The organism is Chania multitudinisentens RB-25, from assembly GCF_000520015.2.
Lineage (GTDB): Bacteria > Pseudomonadota > Gammaproteobacteria > Enterobacterales > Enterobacteriaceae > Chania > Chania multitudinisentens.
The window spans coordinates 4,256,227-4,276,848 of sequence record NZ_CP007044.2; the positions used below are offsets into that span (position 1 = coordinate 4,256,227).

At 51.0% G+C, this 20,622-nt stretch carries 12 protein-coding genes; 3 read left to right on the forward strand and 9 right to left on the reverse strand.

Annotation, left to right across the window (positions count from 1 at the left end):
* Window positions 1-4 precede the first annotated feature (4 nt).
* Window positions 5-3,109, reverse strand: a complete 3,105-nt coding sequence (locus tag Z042_RS18860; RefSeq protein ID WP_024911919.1) for an efflux RND transporter permease subunit — start codon at window positions 3,107-3,109, stop codon at window positions 5-7.
* A gap of 10 nt (window positions 3,110-3,119) precedes the next feature.
* On the reverse strand, window positions 3,120-4,235 hold the full coding sequence (locus Z042_RS18865; RefSeq protein ID WP_024911918.1) for an efflux RND transporter periplasmic adaptor subunit: 1,116 nt from the start codon (window positions 4,233-4,235) through the stop codon (window positions 3,120-3,122).
* A 469-nt stretch (window positions 4,236-4,704) separates the two neighbouring features.
* On the opposite strand from Z042_RS18865, the gene Z042_RS18870 reads away from it, so the two are divergent.
* Window positions 4,705-7,395 (forward strand): beta-glucosidase, encoded by a 2,691-nt coding sequence (locus Z042_RS18870; protein WP_024911917.1) that lies wholly within the window; start codon window positions 4,705-4,707, stop codon window positions 7,393-7,395.
* A gap of 87 nt (window positions 7,396-7,482) precedes the next feature.
* Entirely contained in the window at window positions 7,483-8,550 is a 1,068-nt protein-coding gene (locus Z042_RS18875) for a helix-turn-helix domain-containing protein (RefSeq protein WP_024911916.1), read from the forward strand.
* Window positions 8,551-8,664: 114 nt separating this feature from the next.
* Here the strand turns inward: Z042_RS18875 and Z042_RS18880 are convergent, their stop codons facing one another.
* The 7 genes from Z042_RS18880 to ansB all read right to left on the reverse strand — a co-directional run bounded on the left by Z042_RS18880 (window position 8,665) and on the right by ansB (window position 18,312).
* A complete protein-coding gene (locus Z042_RS18880) occupies window positions 8,665-10,932 on the reverse strand; it encodes a ComEC family protein (RefSeq protein ID WP_045784802.1) in 2,268 nt (755 codons plus the stop codon).
* Between the two features lie 253 nt (window positions 10,933-11,185).
* The gene (ihfB, locus tag Z042_RS18890) at window positions 11,186-11,470 is read right to left on the reverse strand and encodes an integration host factor subunit beta (protein WP_004928264.1); all 285 of its coding nucleotides are present in this window, start codon (window positions 11,468-11,470) and stop codon (window positions 11,186-11,188) included.
* 63 nt (window positions 11,471-11,533) lie between these two features.
* Window positions 11,534-13,210 carry a 30S ribosomal protein S1 gene (gene rpsA, locus Z042_RS18895; protein ID WP_024911914.1) on the reverse strand — a complete coding sequence of 559 codons (1,677 nt, stop codon included), beginning with the start codon at window positions 13,208-13,210 and terminating at the stop codon, window positions 11,534-11,536.
* 193 nt (window positions 13,211-13,403) lie between these two features.
* Entirely contained in the window at window positions 13,404-14,093 is a 690-nt protein-coding gene (gene cmk, locus Z042_RS18900; protein WP_024911913.1) for a (d)CMP kinase, read from the reverse strand.
* Window positions 14,094-14,396: 303 nt separating this feature from the next.
* Window positions 14,397-15,683, reverse strand: coding sequence for a 3-phosphoshikimate 1-carboxyvinyltransferase (gene aroA, locus Z042_RS18905; protein ID WP_024911912.1), 1,287 nt, complete (start codon window positions 15,681-15,683; stop codon window positions 14,397-14,399).
* A 148-nt stretch (window positions 15,684-15,831) separates the two neighbouring features.
* Window positions 15,832-16,917 (reverse strand): 3-phosphoserine/phosphohydroxythreonine transaminase, encoded by a 1,086-nt coding sequence (gene serC, locus Z042_RS18910; RefSeq protein WP_024911911.1) that lies wholly within the window; start codon window positions 16,915-16,917, stop codon window positions 15,832-15,834.
* 348 nt (window positions 16,918-17,265) lie between these two features.
* A complete protein-coding gene (gene ansB, locus Z042_RS18915) occupies window positions 17,266-18,312 on the reverse strand; it encodes an L-asparaginase 2 (protein WP_024911910.1) in 1,047 nt (348 codons plus the stop codon).
* A gap of 149 nt (window positions 18,313-18,461) precedes the next feature.
* Between ansB and ycaO the strand changes: the two genes are divergently transcribed.
* Window positions 18,462-20,219, forward strand: a complete 1,758-nt coding sequence (ycaO, locus tag Z042_RS18920) for a 30S ribosomal protein S12 methylthiotransferase accessory factor YcaO (RefSeq protein WP_037406190.1) — start codon at window positions 18,462-18,464, stop codon at window positions 20,217-20,219.
* Window positions 20,220-20,622: the final 403 nt, after the last annotated feature.

Consider the following 20,622-nt stretch of genomic DNA (forward strand, 5'->3'; position numbering starts at 1 on the left):
AACCTCATCGGGCAAAACGTGATTTCACCCATTCACGCAACCGTTGAATATGCAGGTACAGCGCAGGGATAAAGAAGATACCCACCAGCGTTGCCAACAGCATCCCGCCGAACACCGTGATACCGATGATGCGGCGGCTCATTGCCCCAGCGCCAGAGGCAAACACCAGCGGCATCACCCCAAGAATGAAGGAGATGGCGGTCATCATCACTGCACGAAAACGCTGCCGTGCACCGTCCTGCGCCGCTTCAGCGATACTCGCACCTTCTTCACGCCGCGCCTTGGCAAACTCGACGATCAAAATGGCATTTTTGGCCGCCAAACCTATCAGCAATACCAAGCCAATCTGCGCGTAAACATCGTTGGCAAACCCCAATAACCGCAAACCGGCAACCGCCCCCGCCACGGCAAAAATCACCGACAACATCACCACCAGCGGAATGCTCCAACTTTCATACTGCGCCACCAGAAACAGATAGGCGAATACCAGTGCTGCCAAATAGATCAACAGGGCTTGATTGCCGTTCTGCTGCTCCTGCCAGGACAGGCCACTCCAACTGTAGCCATAGCCTTGCGGCAGGTGTTCTGCCAGTAAGGACTCCATTACCTTCATTGCTTGCCCAGAGCTGACGCCTGCTGCGGCTGAACCATTGATCGCCACCGAGGGGAATTGGTTGAACTGATTGATAAAAGGCGCACCAACGGAGGGACTGATTCGCACCAGATTGCCCAAACTCACCAGCGCCCCAGAATCACTGCGCACGTTGATACGCGCGATCTGTTCACTGCGCTGGCGGAAATCCATTTCTTGTTGCAGCTGTACCCTGAACATGCGGTTATTCAGGGCAAAATCCCCTACGTTCAGGCCACCAAACGAGATTTGCAACGTATGGAAGATACGGCTGACTGGCACCTGCAACAGTGCGGCGCGCTCACGATCCACCTCCAGGCTGATTTCTGGCACCACTGCGCTGTAGGTGGTAAATACCCGCGTCAGTTCTGGCCGCTGGTTAGCAGCAAAAATAATTCCCTGGCTGACCTGTGCCATCTGCTGCGGTGTTTGCCCGCCCTGCGCCAGAATACGCAGGTCAAAACCAGCGGCATTACCCAATCCGGCGATCGCCGGAGGATTAACCACCATGATCATCGCCGATGAGATCGCCGCCAACCGGCCCTGCAACTCCGTCAACACCCGATTAACCGGTTCCCGTTGTCCCCAAGGTTTCAGCATGACAATGGCAAAACCGGCGTTTGGCGCGTTGCCGCCGCTCAGCAGGCTGAAGCCGGTGATCTTGATGACATCTTCCACCGCCGGATTCTGCGCCACCTGCTGATGCATCTGATTCATCACCGCCTGTGTGCGCTCAAGGGAAGCGCCATCCGGCAACTGCACGTTAACGAAGAAGTACCCCTGATCTTCCTCCGGCAAGAAAGAAGTCGGTAAGCGGCTGTAGCCATACCAGGTGCCCAACCCAACCACCAGTAATACTGCAACGCTGGTTAGCGCCCGCCGGCTGGCCAGCGTCGCCAACCGAACATAACCGTCACGCAGGCGATCCATTCCCCGGTTAAAGCGGCCAAACAGGCCGCTTTGTGCCAGTTCCCGCCGCCGTAACAGCGTTGCGCACAGCGCCGGAGATAGCGTTAGCGCATTGATGCTGGAGAGGATCACCGCCGCCGACAGCGTAACCGCAAATTGGCGGTACAGCTCACCGATGATCCCCGGCAAAACAGCGATCGGCACAAACACCGCCATCAATACCAGCGTGGTGGCCACGATCGGCCCGGCAATCTGACCGAGCGCTTTGCGGGTAGCCGCCGCCGGGCTGAGGGACGGATCTTCAGCCAGCAAACGCTCAACGTTTTCCACCACCACAATGGCATCATCCACCACAATGGTCAGTGCCAGAATAATGGCGAACAGGCTCAAAGTATTAGCGGAATAGCCGAAAGCATACAGCACGGCAAAAGTGCCGAGCAGCGAAACCGGGATCGTCAATGCGACAATAAAAGTGGCGCGCAGGCTTTGCAGGAACAGGTAAACCACCAGTAATACTACGATCAGCGTCAATGCCAGCGAAATGGCGATCTCATGCAGCGTTGCCGTCACCGGGCGGGTGGAGTCATATTTAATTTCATAGCTCATATCGCTAGGGAAAGCGTGCGACAAGCGCGCCATTTCCTGCCGCACCGCATGGGCGACGTTAAGCGCGTTGGCGCCCGGCGTTGGATAAACCACCAGGAACGCCGATTCCTGTTGGTTCATCAAGGCATTTACCTGATAGCTTTGCGCCCCGAGATCCACCCTTGCTACATCACCTATCCGTACCGTACCGCCGTGGGCACCGCTGCGGATAATCACTCTGGCGAATTCCTGCGGATCGACCAAACGCCCCTGCCCGCTGATGGTCAAAGTCTGCTGCTGTTGAGCAGGTGACGGGGCTGCCCCAATCTGGCCAGCGGCAGCCTGTACGTTTTGTTCTTGCAGCGCCTGCACAATTTCCTGCACGCTGATGTTGCGCGCCTCCATACGCTGAGGATCAAGCCAGACACGCATACTGTAATCACGCGCCCCAAACACTTGCACATCCCCTACGCCGCTGATACGTGCCAGCGCATCGCGCAGTTGGATACTGGTATAATTACTGAGAAACAGTATGTCGCGGCTGCCTTTCGGGGAGAATACGCTGACGCCCAGCAACAGGTTCGAGGCCCGCTTGCGCACGGAAACCCCGTTGTTGTTCACTTCCGCCGGTAGTTGCGCGCTCACCTGTGAAATACGATTTTGCACTTCAACCGCCGCCATATCAGGATCGGTGCCGCTGGCAAAGGTAATGCTGAGCTGATAACCCCCGTTATTAGAACTGTTGGACTCCATGTACAGCATATCGCTGACGCCATTGACCTGCGCTTCGATCGGCGAAGCCACCGCCTGCGCCACATCACGCGCGCTGGCGCCGGGATAGAGTGCGCTAACGGAAACCATCGGCGGCGTAATATCCGGGTATTGCTCAACCGGGATCACTCGCAGGGAAACCATCCCCACCAGAGTAATGACCAATGCAATAACGATGGCGAATTTCGGGCGACGAATAAAGAAATGCAGCATTTACGCCCCCTTATTGCTGTGCATTAGCGCTGGCGGGCACGGCGTTCACCTGCATACCTGGCCGGACATGCTGCACACCGGCAATAATCACCCGCTCCCCGGCGTGCAGCCCGGAAGCCACCTGATACTGTTGCTGATGCTGCTCGCCCAGCACAACCAGGCGCACTTCCACCCGATCTTCTGGCGTTACCACCAGCACAAAATGGCCCTGTTTGTTTTGCTGGAGTGCCGCAATCGGCACCAGTGTGATCGGTTGTTGCTGCGTGGTGGTCAGTATCACATTCACTACCCCACCCGGCAGCAGCAAATGATGAGGGTTGGCAAAACGGGTACGTAACGTCACGGTGCCAGTGAGCGCATCGATCTGATTATCCACCGATTCAAAACTGCCAAGCTCTGGATAAGATTTGCCATTAGCCAATTCAAGACGTATCGCGGTATTACCTTCAGCAAACTTACCCTCCCCGCTCTTGCGCTGATAGATGGCGGTGATGTAGTCACGCTCATTTACGGCGATAACCACACGTATCGGATCAAGCTGAACGATATTCACCAATGAGCCACTGCCGGCATTAATCAGGCTACCGACATGAAAACGGCTGTGGCCGATACGCCCAGCGATCGGTGCTTCGATGCGGGTATAGCTGAGTTGTAACTGTTGCGCATCAAGCATCGCCCGCGCCTGCGCGACCGCGGCTTGGGAAGTATCACGCTGCGCCAGGGCAGTGTCGACGTCCGCTTTACTCACTGCGCGATTATTACCTAATTGCTGCAAGCGGTTCAGGTTCACCTGCGCCAGGCGGGCGGTCGCGGTGGCGCTATCCAGCTGTGCCTGAGCCTGAGCCACCGCGGATTGATGCAGCGAAGGGTCGATCTCATACAATGGATCTCCCGCCTTCACCATCTGCCCTTCGGTAAACAACCGTTTGGCGATAAACCCTTCGGTACGGGTCATTACGTCCACCGTCTGGATAGCCTCAATTCGCCCCAAATAATGCAGCACACGCTCAGGCTGGCTTTGTTCGATAACGGCAACGGTCACGGCGGGGAGCGGTGCCGCCAGCGCGGACGCAGTAGCAACCAGAAGCGGCAATGCCATCAAACGGCAGAGAAAGAATTTAATCATATGGAACAGGCCGCTTATCAATGAGTAACAAGTCTGAATTGGTTAAAATTATAGTCGATTCATCAAAATCCATACCGACTTCAATCTATGACCGATTTAGCCTTGCACAAAATCATCGCAGGAAATAATCAACCCTACATGCCAAAAAAACAGTTAAAGGCCCAACAGTATTATTTTGCTCCCGTATAGAAAGGCGAGCATAAACGTTAGCAAACCTAATCAGCAGCAACTCCTTCCTTACATACAAAATAAAATTTAATTTACTGATATTAAATGGTTTATATTACTTAATCACACGGTAATTCCTATTTTCTTTATAATGTGACCGCAATCAAATTTAAGCAAAACTGTATTATCAAGTTAAAAAAACGTTCTTAGCGGGTAATATTTTGATGCCCGAAAAATATAAATTAGCCCTTGGGTACCTTGGATTTAAAAAACCTTCTCACCTGAGTTCATGGAAAGAAATATGAAAAAATCAATTAACTGCATGAATCGCCCACAGTGGCGTCAGGATAAAAAAACGCTGAAACTTCTCTCTGGGCTACTTTGCTTTTCTGCATTAACTCTTGCGGGATGCGATAACAGCACCACTGACTCGCAAGGCGGCGGTGATAAAATTGAGCACCTGCTGACACAAATGACGTTGGAAGAGAAAACCTCTTTTCTGCATGGATTAGTCAAAGGCTTTGATATGTCGGACTTTGGCGACCCGGAAAATAAAGCCAACGTCGGTTTTATTCCAGGTGTGCCCCGGCTCAATATTCCACCATTACGGCTCACCGATGGCCCTGCGGGAGCGCGCTATACCAAAGGCTTAACTACCGCGATGCCTGCCCCAGTTTCTCTTGCCGCCAGCTTTAACCCTGTGCTGGCTGAACAATACGGAGCAGCCATTGGTGCAGAAGCCCGGGCGCTGGATCAGGATGTGCTACTGGCACCGATGGTGAATATCGTCAGGATACCGGGAGCAGGGCGTAACTTTGAAACCTTCGGTGAAGACCCACTGCTGGCCGGAGAAATGGCCAGCGCAGAAATTATTGGCATCCAAAATCAGGGGGTTATGGCCACCATCAAGCACTTTGCGGCCAATAATCAGGAAACTGATCGCATGACCATCAACACCATTGTTGATGAACGCACGATGCGCGAGATTTATCTACCGGCATTTGAACAAGGGGTGAACGCCGGTGTGGCTTCCTTTATGTGTTCCTATAACCGCCTGGCTATCGACGGCAAAAACAGTGACTACGCCTGCGCCAACAAAACGCTGCTGACAGATATTCTGCGCACTCAGTGGAAATACGACGGCTTTGTGATGACGGATTGGTACGCCGCAGTGATGGGCGGGTTGCAAGGCCTGGAAGCGCTGACGCCGGCTCCGCTGAGCGCAGGTCTGGATATGGAAATGCCAGGAGGCAATATATTCGGCACACCGTTGCTTGATGCTGTACAGCGTAAGGAAATGCCCGAGTCCACCGTTGACAAAGCGGTATATCGCATCCTGACCCAGATGGATAAATTCCATTTGCTGGATGGAACACCACCAGCCAAAAAAACCATTGATGAGTTAAAAGATCAGAACAGTATTATCGCTAAAGAAACCGCGATCGAGGGGGCTGTTCTGCTGGTCAATGAGAACAACACACTGCCTTTGCAGGCAACAAGCATTACGTCGCTAGCGGTGATCGGCCAAACGGCGGCCAGCCTTAATTATGGCGGCGGCGGCAGTTCCCGCGTTAAACCTTTGAATATGAAGGCACCGCTTGCCTCAATTGAAGAACGGCTGGCTGACGGGCTAGTCACCTATCAGCCCGGCGTTGATTTGGATGGAATCGCCATCCCGGCATCTGCGCTGAGCCACGATCTAGGGCAACCAGGGCTGTTGCGTAACGATGGCTCCATCGATAGTGCACTCGACTTTACGATAGCCAATCTCAATCCGCTAGAACCCAACGGTAAACAGACCATCACCTGGTCTGGCAGCCTGACGGCTCCCACCACCGGTGATTATGAGCTGAAAATTCAGGTAAAAAATGGCGGCGCCAGCCTGAAAATCGGCTCCGGCGATCAGAATGGCAATCCACAGATCGGCATTGCCAGCAGCAGTTCGGTCTCCTTTGCCGACATTTCGCTGATTTCCACCCGTGATGGGCTGCAATGGGCTGGCTACAAAATCCACCTTGAGGCTGGCGTACCTCAGCCGATTACTATTACCGCCATTCCAGGCGCTGGCAGTGACTTTGCCACCGATCTGGCCGATCCACTGAAACCCACCAGCTTCAGGTTAGCCTGGATGACCCCGGAACTGAAACAGCAACGGTTTGATGATGCCGTTAACGCCGCCCAAACCACGTCAAACGTGGTGCTGTTTGCCTATACCGAAGGCAATGAAGGCAAAGACCTGATTGAATCGATCAACCTTCCCGAAGGTCAGGATGCCCTGATCCAGGCAGTGGTAGATGCCAATCCGAATACGGTAGTAGTGTTAAACGTCGGCTCATCCATTGAAATGCCTTGGTTGGATGGCGCGCAAAAACCTGCTGCACTGTTGAATATGTGGTATCCCGGCCAGGAAGGGGCTGATGCCACGGCGGATATCCTGTTTGGTCAGGCATCTCCAGGTGGACGTTTGCCGATCTCGATACCGTTCAAGCTGGCGGACTATACCCCAGCCAATGAGCCACAAAGCTTCCCCGGCGTAGACGATACGGTGATTTACGAAGAGGGAATATTTGTTGGCTATCGCTGGTATGACCAACACAATGTCGCACCACGTTTCGCTTTCGGCCATGGGCTTTCCTACACGCAATTCTCCTATAGTGAGCCGACCGTGACCGCCACCGCCGAGGGATACAGCGTCAGTTTCTCGGTCACCAATACCGGAGCAACAGCTGGCGTGGATGTTCCACAGGTTTACCTGGGTGCCCCTGCCAGCGCTGCGGTGCCAATGGTGAAAAAAGCATTGGCCGGGTTCAGCAAAGTGAAACTGGCTGCCGGAGAATCCACCCAGGTAACCATTCCAATTGCAAAACGTGCATTGTCATACTGGGATATCAACACGGCACAATGGCAGGTTGCTACCGGCCAGCGTAGCGTGTATCTGGGTTCTTCTGCCAGCAATGTAGAGGAAATTGCGCAAATTCAGGTAACCAAATAGGCGCTTGCTCAGTACGTAGCTTGGTGATAAGAGTGAAATGCCTTTGGGTATTTCACTCTCTCTTGCCATGGATTGCGGAATAACATTATGAATAACAACAAAACGGTTTCCAATATCGTTTCCCGATCTCTGTTTTCCTTTCTACAACAGCATGATGTACCCGCAGCATCGATCCATCACCGCACCGGGATCTCCCCTTATGAGCTAACCCAGTCAGATATCCGTATTTCAGCGGCACAGCACTATCGCTTGATGGTTATGGTGGAAGAAAAGCGTGAGTTGCTATTTAACGACTATCAACCGGATTTCGTCCTAACAGATATTTTCCGCTGCTGGGGCACTTTGTCCTCACTGTTGACCAACAGCAACACTCTGCGCCAGGGGGTGGCAAATTACCTAAAATACCGCAGTATCATTGGGCAAACCGACAATATTCAGGTCTATGAAAACGATAGCCAATTGATGCTGGAGTACCTCAATACCGGCCCCGAGATCCTAAGCACCTCATTGGCATCACCATTAGGCAATTTTATTATCATGGCGGAAATCATCGGCCACTATGATCGAAAAACTTATGCTTCTATTCAGGTCACGCTGAAAGGTGCCTGCGCCAGCGCACGGCAGTCCCAGCAATTGTCATCGCTATTGGGTTTCAGTTGTCAGATGGATGGAGCGCGCAACACCCTCACCTTCAGCAAGCAACATATCGACAAACCTTATGAATTTTATAATCACAGGCTGTTCGAAACTATCCAGAAAGCCGCCAATAGCGAACTCAACGCTATTATTAGCAACGCTACGTCCCCGCTCACTCTGCAGATAAAAAACTACCTCAGGGAACATTACCAAAACCCAATATCACACCAGCCCAACCCAGCCAATGAAATCACCCTGATTTGCCAAAAGATGGCGATACCGCGCTGGACACTGCAACGCAAATTGCTGCATGAAGGCCAAAATTTTACCGAATTGGCACAGCAGACCAAAATGGAAGAGGCTTGCCGATTACTGCAACAGCGCAATCTTACCCTCAGCGCCATCAGTGAATTGCTCGGTTTTTCATCTCAGGCCGCATTCAGCCGCTTCTTTCGCAACAAGATGAACGTTTCGCCACTGCGCTACCGCAACGGGTTCCCTGTGTATGAAAAAGGATAAGCCGGACAACTCACCCGGTTAATGGCCCAATTTAGTGCAAATTTTTACAGAGCCTCACGCTATTTGCTGGGGCAATGAAAGGCATGAAACAAGGAATTAAATCATATGATTTAATTACTGCTCTATTTTCATTGAAAAATACCACCAGCGTGGATTCAGTTGTTCACGGAAACCTTTAATTTGCCAATCATTATCAAAAAATAACATGCTCAGTTGCCCTGAATGTGCAGTATCTCGCCAGGTAATATTGTTCTCCCGATATCGCTTGACGATCTTTTCCGCCGGTAATCGCCAAGCGTTATACCGAGCAGCAGAGGCCACAGCCAACTTGGGCGCCACCGCCCGCAAAAACGGCGGGGATGATGATGTATTACTGCCATGATGTGGCACTTGCAAAAGAGTGGCGGACAAGGCGGAACGCTGTTTAAGCAATTCTTGCTCCCCGCGTTGCTCTATATCGCCCGTTAGCAAAACGCTGTACTTGCCATCATCGACCCGAACAATACAAGAGTCATTATTACCTGCCTGTTTTTTCTGCTGCGGTGGCCACAAAACCTGAAAATGCAGGCCATTCCACCGCCATCGCTGCCCTTTAGTGCAGGCTAAATGATCTTGATCACTCAACGGCGAGCGCACACTGGCTTGCGGAAATGCAGCCTGTAGCACCGCCAACCCACCGCTATGATCTTGATGGCTATGGCTAATGATAATCTGTTCTACAATAACCTGTCGCCAATGTAGATAAGGCAAAATCATACGTTCCGCAGCACTGGTTTTCCCCCATAGATCCCCGCTGTCATATATCACGGCTTTCCCTTTCCGTTCGATCAGCACAGCCAAGCCATGACCAACATCAATGATATCAACCCGCCACCGATAATCCTGCTGCCGATCCCGCCATAACAGGCCACACAGCAATACCGCCAGACACCCGGAAGGAAAACTGCGCCACCAATGAAAACGCCAACAAACAACCATCAACCAACCGATAGCGCTGAATTGCATCAGGGCAGCACCTATCCGCAACCATCCGACCTCCAGCCATGGCAAAGGCCAAAGTGCCCAAGTTACGGTGATATCAGCCAACCACCATAAAATGGCACTCAGTACCGGGATAAAACTCAGCATCAACGCCAATAAAATCAGTGGGACAGACAGCAATGAAATAATGGGCACCGCCCACAAATTAGCGGGCAGTGATGTCCAGGTGACGCCGTTGAAAAGACCGAATTGCAACGGGAGTAATAACAGCGTCATCCCCAGTTGAATATGCAGCCAACGTACCGGAGCCCAGAACCAGAATAAATTGAAATATGCAGGCAAAGGTGCCCATTCAAACCAAAAAATTAATGCCGCCACCGCCAGCACAGAGAGCCAAAAACTGTCTGACAGCACCGAGATAGGGTCACTCAACAAAATCAAACAAATACACCACAACAATATTTGCCATGAGGAGCAAATGACGCCACGCAAACGCAAGACTAACCATAAAGATAACGCAATCGCCGTACGCAATGCGGGAGGTTGTGCACCGGCAAGCCAGACATAGATAAGCATGGCAAACCAACCGATCAATAGAGGTAAACGATAGCCGATATAGCGCACCGGCAGCGGATATTGCACCAAACGCACCAGCCCCCAAATCAGAACTGCAGACATAGAAATATGCAAACCAGAAATCGCCATCAGATGCGCGATCCCGGTTTTAATAAAAAGCTCACGCGTTTCACTGCTCATTAATGCACGTTCACCAAACGCCAGAGCCAGCAAAATATCACGGTGGGGCAAATCACTAATGTACTTATCTGCTCGGTCGATCACGCGTTGCCGCCAACCACAATGCCCGTCAATGATCCTGGCTGACCTGATATAGCCACTGAGCGGCTGCCGGTTAGCAACAGCCCAGCGTTGCCCATCAAAACCACCTTCATTCAAACTGCTGTGTACCGGCCGAAACCGCACTTTCATTGCCAACCGCTGCCCTGCGCACAGCGTTTCGCCTTGCCAATTGGCAGTAAAAAAGATCGCTGGGAACACTCTGTGCCCACTAATCTGTTCGATACGTAAACGCACTTTCGGCATATCTGCACCTTCCAACCTTACGCTGCTCACCGTGACGATAACGTCTGCATCCTGACGATTCGCTAATGAGGCCATTTGTTGCATTAATGCATCGGCACTTAACGCGGCAAAAACAAAACCCAGCAATAACCAACAAAGCAGCTGACACCACTTCTGTTGTACCTGCCGCCACAGCAGCAATGCCAGAATAGCCAACCCAGCCAGCAGTAACGGCGATGGTAACTGCGGCAGAAAAAGCAGTGGTAGCATCCCTAATATCAGCGCTATTGCTGCGCTGTCGATTGAAATCCTGATGGCCATGCCCTTTACCCATAAATGTTATGAGTCAGAGATTAATTATCTGAGGGATAACGGCCAGCAGCAGAAACCAAAGCTTGGGAACTGTACGCAAGTTATTATTCGCAAGGATTGCATTTACAACATGTTTGCGCGTCACACCGCAAGTTTGCGGCCAAAGAGGAGAGCTGAATAAGGGGGAAAAAGCAAAAAAAACGGCACCCTGAGGCACCGTTTCATAATCTTTACAAGCAACAACGCTATGAATAGTTAGAAACTAGCCATAGATATTGGCACGATCACGCAACTCTTTACCGGGTTTGAAGTGAGGAACGTACTTGCCGTCCAACTCAACTTTATCACCCGTTTTAGGGTTACGACCGACGCGCGGGGCACGGTAGTGAAGAGAAAAACTGCCGAATCCGCGAATCTCGATGCGCTCACCCTCAGCTAGCGTAGCAGCCATGTGTTCAAGCATCTCTTTCACGGCATCCTCAACGGCTTTCGCCGGAATATGAGATTGCTGGCCTGCAAGTCTTTCTATAAGTTCAGACTTGGTCATATTTCCTCCAAGCTTTGCAGCTAAACTACCGTATCGGGGCGGCCAAGAAACCGCCCCCCGTCATTACTCGCCTTTAGCCGCTTTGAAAGCTTCAGCCATAGCGCTAGAGAAATTGCTTTCTTCCGGTTTGCTGTTGTTAACCGTAGCGATTGCATCTTTCTCATCAGCTTCGTCCTTCGCACGTACGGACAGGCTTACAACACGGTTCTTACGGTCAACGCCGGTGAATTTCGCTTCAACGTCGTCACCAACATTCAGAACCAGAGTTGCATCTTCAATGCGGTCGCGAGAGGCTTCTGATGCACGCAGGTAACCTTCTACACCGCCTGCTAATTCAACTGTAGCACCTTTGGCGTCAACTGCTGTGACTTTACCAGTAACAATAGTACCTTTCTTGTTCATAGACAGGTAGTTATTGAACGGATCTTCAGCCAGTTGCTTCACACCCAGAGAGATGCGCTCGCGCTCTGCGTCAACTTGCAGAACAACTGCTGCGATTTCGTCGCCTTTCTTGTATTCACGAACGGCTTCTTCGCCAGCAACGTTCCAGGAGATGTCAGACAGGTGAACCAGACCGTCGATGCCACCGTCCAGGCCGATGAAGATACCAAAGTCAGTGATAGACTTGATTTTACCTTCAACGCGATCGCCCTTGTTGTGGGTTTCTGCGAATTGCTGCCATGGGTTGTTTTTGCACTGCTTCAGACCCAGGGAGATACGACGACGTTCTTCATCGATGTCCAGAACCATCACTTCCACTACATCGCCCACGTTAACAACTTTGGACGGATGGATGTTTTTATTGGTCCAATCCATTTCAGAAACGTGTACCAGACCTTCAACGCCTTCTTCGATTTCGACGAAGCAGCCGTAATCAGTCAGGTTGGTCACACGGCCAGTCAGCTTGGTGCCTTCTGGGTAACGCTTCGCGATAGCAACCCATGGATCTTCGCCCAGCTGTTTCAGGCCCAGAGAAACACGAGTACGTTCGCGGTCGAACTTCAGCACTTTAACAGTGATTTCGTCGCCAACATTGACGATTTCGCTTGGATGCTTAACGCGTTTCCAAGCCATATCAGTGATGTGCAGCAAACCATCAACGCCGCCCAGATCAACGAATGCACCGTAGTCAGTGAGGTTCTTAACGATACCTTTAACTTCCATGCCTTCTTGCAGGTTTTCCAGCAGTTGATCGCGCTCAGCGCTGTTTTCAGATTCGATAACTGCACGACGAGAAACAACAACGTTGTTGCGTTTCTGATCCAGCTTGATGACTTTAAACTCAAGCTCTTTGCCTTCCAGGTGCAGAGTATCGCGAACCGGACGCACGTCAACCAGGGAGCCTGGCAGGAACGCACGGATGCCGTTCAGCTCTACAGTGAAGCCACCCTTCACTTTACCGTTGATAATACCGACAACAGTTTCAGCGTCTTCGTAAGCTTTTTCCAGCGTGATCCAAGCTTCATGGCGCTTAGCTTTCTCACGGGACAGCAGAGTTTCACCGAAGCCATCTTCAACAGCGTCCAGCGCAACATCAACTTCGTCACCAATCTGGATTTCCAGTTCGCCCTGTGCGTTTTTGAATTGCTCAGCCGGAATGGCAGATTCAGATTTCAGACCGGCGTCAACCAGTACGACATCTTTATCAATAGCAACGACAACGCCACGAACGATGGAGCCAGGACGGGTTTCGATTGTTTTCAGGGATTCTTCAAAGAGTTGAGCGAAAGATTCAGTCATGTTGTTAATCTTCAGGGTTCTTTAGTTTAACGTCCATTTAGCATCCCGCCGAATGGGGTTGTTTCACATACCCCGCCATTGGCTCCATGCCGACAGGGTTCAGGTTATAAGGGCAGAATTTTACCCGATCTCATACGATACTGCTATGCAATACGATGACAAATATAACAAAAAGACAATAACGCCACCGAGCTTATTGCTGCGGCAACGCTAAAACTTTATGTGTATATGCCAAGGCTCGCTGGATGACCTCGTTGATCGTCATACTGGTTGAATCTAGCATGAGAGCATCGGAAGCCGGCACCAGCGGTGCAATAGGCCGATTACGATCACGGTTATCCCGCTCTTTTATCTCGGCTAAAAGACGTTCAAAGTTAACATTAAAGCCTTTTTCCTGCAACTGTAGCATGCGGCGATGCGCCCTTTCTTCAGCGCTGGCATCAAGGAAAATTTTAACCGGCGCATCTGGGAACACCACCGTACCCATATCCCTCCCATCAGCAATCAAACCCGGCGCTTCGCGAAATGCCCGCTGGCGGCGCAGTAAGGCTTCCCGCACCCGAGGGAACGCAGCTGCCTGTGAAGCAGTATTACCGACCGTTTCGGTGCGAATTTCATTGCTGACATCTTCGCCTTCCAAAATCACCTGTAGCCTACCGTTCACAGCAGCAAAGCGGACGTCGAGATGTGCGGCCAAAGGAACTAACGCCTCTTCAGAGGTGATATCCACCTGATGATGTAGTGCCGCCAGAGCCAGTACGCGGTAAATTGCACCTGAATCCAGCAAACGCCAACCCAGAGATTCGGCCAACGCCTTGCACAGCGTGCCTTTACCTGCACCACTTGGCCCATCAACGGTGATCACCGGGATTGTAGCCGTCATTTCTCTCTCCTTCGGGTAGAAAACTTTTCAGGGATGAGCCTGCCAGCAGAGGCTCATTCCTATTATCAGGTGGCATATTATACGCATCCAGGAGACTGACTGTTACCCCAGAACTGTGCGGTTGTTGAAAATAAAACCATTGACGTGCAGAAAGTATAGAGGGAATACAGCATGTTGCGCATTTGATCTGGATAGTTTGCCGAGCAGCCCCGCTGTTCACTGGGCCGTTGCAGACTGATTTTAAACCCATTAAAGGATTAAAAGGCTCAATCGAGAGCCTTTTAATCATAAGATTTTCGTTCTTTAAGCCAGCTGACTAATGCGCGCCAGTTGTTCAAAATAATCAGGGAACGTTTTCGCGGTACATTTCGGATCAAGAATGGTCACCGGCGTGTCAGATAAGGCAACCAACGAGAAACACATTGCCATGCGGTGATCGTTATAGGTACCGATTTCAGCGAATTGCAGTTTGTTCGGCGGCACTACGTGAATGTAATCCTCACCTTCATCCACTTCGGCGCCCACTTTACGCAATTCTGTTGCCATCGCCGCCAAGCGATCCGTTTCTTTCACCCGCCAGTTGTAGATATTACGAATGGTGGTCGGGCCGGAAGCAAACAGTGCGGTCGTGGCAATCGTCATCGCTGCATCCGGGATATGGTTCATATCCATATCAATGCCTTGCAATTTACCGCGGCTGCACTCGATAAAATCATCCCCCCAGGTAATATGTGCGCCCATTTTTTCCAATACATCGGCAAATTTGGTATCACCCTGCACGCTTTTTTTGCCGATACCCGTTACGCGCACCTTGCCTCCCTTAATTGCCGCCGCCGCCAGGAAGTAAGAAGCGGAAGAAGCATCACCTTCCACCAGATAATCCCCAGGTGAGTGATAGGTTTGCTGCCCACGAATATGGAAAACACGATAATTATCGTGCCTTACTTCAACACCGAAGGTTTTCATCAGGTGCAGTGTGATATCAATATAGGGTTTGGAAACCAACTCACCTTTGATATGAATGGCCGTATCCTGCTGCGCCAAAGGCGCCATCATCAGTAATGCCGTCAAGAACTGGCTGGAAACGCTACCATCAACGCTGACATCACCCCCGCAGAAACCGCCACGCAGGCGCACAGGCGGGTAGTCAGTCTGTTCCAGATACTCTATTTGCGCGCCCCCTTGGCGCAAAGCATCAACCAGGTGGCCAATCGGGCGCTCTTTCATACGTGGTTCACCGGTCAACACCACGTCACCATCGCCCAAGCACAATGCGGCTGCCAGCGGGCGCATTGCCGTACCTGCATTACCGAGGAATAACTCAACAGGCTGCTGTGCCACCAGTGGGCCAGCCATCCCTTCAACACGGCAGATTGTACGATCGTCAGAAAGTTGATAGTTCACCCCTAACGCCTGCAATGCATTCAGCATATGGCGCACATCGTCGCTGTCCAACAGGTTGGTAAGCCGGGTTGTTCCCTGTGCCAGCGCAGCCAGCAGCAAAGCTCGGTTCGAAACGCTTTTGGAGCCGGGTAAATTGACGGTGCCATCGACCAAAGCAACCGGTTGTAACGTCAGGGAATCCACCATATGAACAACACTCTCCAGAATCTGATAAACGAAACGGCCCCGGGGATCATGCCGGAGCCGCTTTAATGTCAAAGGACTAACAGCACTGCTTTTCGCCTTTTAAACAGCAATCGGGCAGTATATTGCCTGCTCAGGGCAGACACTGGCATTAACCGTGACGGCGCTCAAAGTCGACCATAAAATCGGTCAACGTCTTCACCCCAACCAGCGGCATCGCATTGTAAATAGAAGCACGCATACCGCCAACCACACGATGGCCTTTCAGCGCCTGCAAACCAATAGCTTCTGCTTCGCTGAGGAAGACCTTATCCAACGCTGGCTCAGCAAGCTGGAACGGCACGTTCATCCACGAACGATTAGCAACCGCCACCTGGCTGCGATAAAAATCGGATGCATCAATAGTGCTGTACAGCAATTCGGCTTTTGCCTGGTTGCGTTTTTGCATTTCCACCAAGCCGCCTTGTTCTTTCAACCACTTGAAAACCAAGCCAGAAAGATACCAGGCAAACGTTGGCGGGGTATTGAACATTGAGCCATTCTCAGCCAATACGGTGTAATCAAGGATCGAAGGTATTTCACGGCGTGCTTTACCCAACAGATCGTCACGTACAATTACCAGCGTCAGGCCCGCCGGGCCGATATTTTTCTGCGCACCCGCGTAAATCACCCCGAAACGGCTGACATCTAACGGGCGGGAAAGAATCGTGGAAGAATAATCACCAATGACGACTTTATCGCCGAAATCTGGCGTTTCATCGATAGCCACGCCGTCGATTGTTTCATTCGGGCAGTAATGTACGTAAGCGCCATTATCGCTCAACGCCCATTCTTTCATTGGCTTGATGCCACACAGACCATCAACCGTAGTTTTTACATCAATCACATTTGGCGTACAGTATTTCTCTGCTTCAAGGATGGCACTGTGTGCCCAATAGCCACCATCGATATAGTCAGCAGCCGTCTTTTCACCCAGCAAGTTCAATGGCAACGCCGCAAATTGCGCACGAGCACCACCGTGGCAGAACAGCACTTTATAATTGGCGGGGACTTTCAGCAGATCGCGTAAATCTTGTTCAGCTTGTTCGGCAACTGCAATAAATTCTTTACTGCGATGGCTGATTTCCATCACTGAAGTACCCAGCCCATGCCAGTTGCACAATTCCTGTTCTGCACGGCGCAACACTTCAACCGGCAGCATCGCCGGGCCAGAGCTAAAATTATAAACCTGAGTCATTTCCCCTCACCACATTCACTGTTCGCCGCAGAAACCGGCCTGTCGAAATACGCCCTAAGTTAACGCTGGTGTTAACCAATCCATCCCTTAAATAATTCGAGTTGCAAGTAGACGGCAACGCACCTGCAACTTGAAGTATGACGGGTATGTCGGTTTTATCACTCACGTCACGCTCCTGCAATGCTTATTCATCCGAGCGCGGGAAACTGTGCAAGCCAGCGATAACAGACCCTACCGTCCTCGCGTTTTTTTCTGCAATAAAACGCTGGGGAATGGCCTAATTCACTGAGTTGCTGCAACGTTTTATGCTGAATAATGGGGGCTTCACGCCCCCAGGAAGGAAAGCGATCAATACTGATTGAACATCGCCTGGATCTGTTTAGCCTCTTTGGTTTGCGTTAACGCCAGTTGCAGCAAGATCCGCGCTTTTTGCGGATTTAACGTACCTGCCGCCACAAAGCCAAATTTGGCATCGTCTATTTCCGCATCTTCGGTGGTGGAACCGGTAGGAACTCGGGAAGAACGCACCACGGCGATCCCTTGATGTGCAGCCGCTGCCAGCGTATCAAACACGCTTTTGTACAGGTTGCCGTTGCCGACACCCGCACTGACCAGCCCCTGATAGCCTTCAGCAATTAACGCTTTGGCTGGCGCATCGGAGGCATTGGCATAGTTATAGATAATACCGACCTTCGGCAATTCGTTCATTTTAGTGACGTCAAACGGCGTTTCAGTGGTGTGCTTACGCTGCGGTGACCGCTGATAGTCTACCTTGCCGTTATGGATGTATCCCAACGGGCCAAAATTTGGTGCCTGGAAAGTTTGCACTGCGGTGGTATTGGTTTTGGTCACATCACGGCCATCAAGCACGGTATCGTTCATTACCACTAACACCCCACGCTTGGCTGATTGTGGATCGGCCGCCGTCACTACCGCGTTATACAGGTTGAATGGGCCATCGGCACTCATGGCAGTTGCCGGTCGCATGGCTCCGACAAGCACCACCGGTTTATCACACTTCACCGTGAGATCCAGAAAATACGCCGTTTCCTCCAACGTATCTGTACCATGGGTAATCACGAAACCATCGGTTTTGGCACAATCTGCGTTAATTTGCTTCGCCAGCTTGAGCCACACTTCATCGTTCATATCCTGCGAACCGATATTCACTACCTGTTCGCCCTGCACATTAGCCACGTTTTTCAGTTCTGGCACAGCATTGACCAACGCCTCCACGCCCAGCTTCCCGGCCGTATAATTGGATTGCGTGGCTGACTCGCCCCCACCGGCGATAGTACCGCCGGTCGCCAACAACGTAATCGAAGGTAAAGCCAAAACGGAACCACTTACCCCCGCCAAAAAAAGTGCCAATATGCTGAGTTTCATTGATTTCATTACGTTTCTCCATGATTGATAACTCGCTGAATTATGGCCTTTATCCCCAAAAAAACTGTGACAGTTGCACGGCTTTAGGAATACGTGGAGCTCTAGAGCAAAACCCCGTATCATTGCGCGTTTTTAGTACGCTCAATAAAGTGAAAACAATGACGCAAACTTTTATCCCTGGCAAAGACGCTGCGCTGGAAGACTCCATCGCCCGTTTTCAACAGAAACTAACCGACCTGGGTTTCAATATCGAAGAAGCTTCCTGGCTGAATCCGGTTCCGCACGTCTGGTCAGTGCATATCCGCGATCGCGATTGCCCGCTGTGTTTCACCAACGGTAAAGGTGCAAGCAAAAAAGCGGCGCTGGCTTCTGCCTTGGGCGAATACTTCGAGCGTCTGTCCACTAACTATTTTTTCGCTGACTTCTATCTGGGTGAGCAGATTGCCACAGGCGATTTCGTACATTACCCGAATGAAAAATGGTTCCCGATCCCCGCAGACAACAGCCTGCCACAGGGGATTCTTGATGAACATCTGCACGCTTTCTACGATCCAGAGCAGGAACTGAACGCCAGCGATCTGGTCGATCTACAATCCGGCAATCATGAGCGCGGTATTTGTGCCCTACCATTCTCCCGTCAATCTGACCAGCAAACCGTTTATATTCCGATGAATATCATTGGTAACCTGTATGTGTCCAACGGTATGTCGGCCGGTAATACCGCGAACGAAGCGCGAGTTCAGGGGCTTTCTGAAGTCTTTGAACGTTATGTGAAAAACCGCATTATCGCCAAATCCATCAGTCTGCCGACTATTCCGGCCGACGTACTGAATCGCTACCCCGGCGTGGTTGAAGCGATTGCCAAACTGGAAGCCGAGGGTTTCCCGATCCTGTCTTATGACGCGTCTCTGGGCGGTAACTATCCGGTGATTTGTGTGGTGCTGTTCAACCCGACCAACGGCACCTGTTTTGCCTCGTTTGGGGCACACCCTGATTTTGGCGTAGCGCTGGAGCGCACCGTGACCGAGCTGTTACAGGGCCGCAGCCTGAAAGATCTGGACGTGTTTACCGCCCCTACGTTTGATGATGAAGAAGTCGCTGAACATACCAATCTGGAAACCCATTTTATCGATTCCAGCGGTTTGATTTCTTGGGATATGTTCAAGCAGGATGCTGATTACCCGTTTGTTGACTGGAGTTTCAGCGGCAGTACACAACAAGAATTTGCCACTCTGATGAACATCTTCGATAAAGAAGGTGCCGAAGTGTACATTGCGGATTACGAGCATCTGGGCGTTTACGCCTGCCGTATTATCGTGCCTGGCATGTCCGATATTTACCCGGCAGAAGATCTGCTGCTGGCAAATAACAACATGGGAGCCCATCTGCGTGAAACATTGCTGCAATTACCAGGCAGCGCATGGGAACCCGAAGAATATCTGGCTCTGATCCAGCAGTTGGATGACGAAGGTCTGGATGATTTTACCCGCGTGCGTGAACTACTGGGGATCGCTTCCGGTAAAGACAACGCCTGGTACACCCTGCGTGTGGGCGAACTGAAATCAATGTTGGCACTGGCCGGTGGCGATCTTGAGCAAGCGTTGATTTGGGCAGAATGGACACAGGACTTTAACGCTTCAACCTTTACCCCGGAGCGCAGCAACTATTATCGTTGTCTGCAAACATTATTGCTGTTGGCACTTGAAGCGGATCGCGACCCGGTTCAATACCACCAGGCATTTGTGAAAATGTATGGCCAAGATGCGGTTGATGCCGCTTCGGCAGCGATGAGCGGTGAAGAACGTTTCAACGGCCTGTTCGCCATCGATAGCAACTTAAAAGCACTGCCCGCACATCAGGCATTGCTGGTTGCCTACCAAAAATTACAAACAGCCAAACGCCGCCACTGGGCGTAGGCGAGGTTGGATACGCCAGCAGCCTCTTGCTGGCGTATCAACAACGTGAAATATTTCATTCCTTTTATTTTGAGTGATAATTAAGCTGAATCACTTTTTATTTATTTCACTAAATTGTTTTTTCAACCACTAAAACATATAACCCCACCGCTGTTGCCTAACCGTGGAATAAAAATTAACCATCAATTAAACATTATTTGTCAAAAGACGATAATGCGTACAAAAATTTAACCCGATCACGGTGAAAACCAGCGATATCTTCAAAATTTTTTGTAAAGATTAAAAATTATTTTCTCTTTATAAAACAAAAGATTGAGCAATTAAACCTCATGATTTTTAAGGTTTTTTACCGCTTTACTTCCCCTCGTTATGATCCAAGTCAATTTTTACCCTATACTGCTTT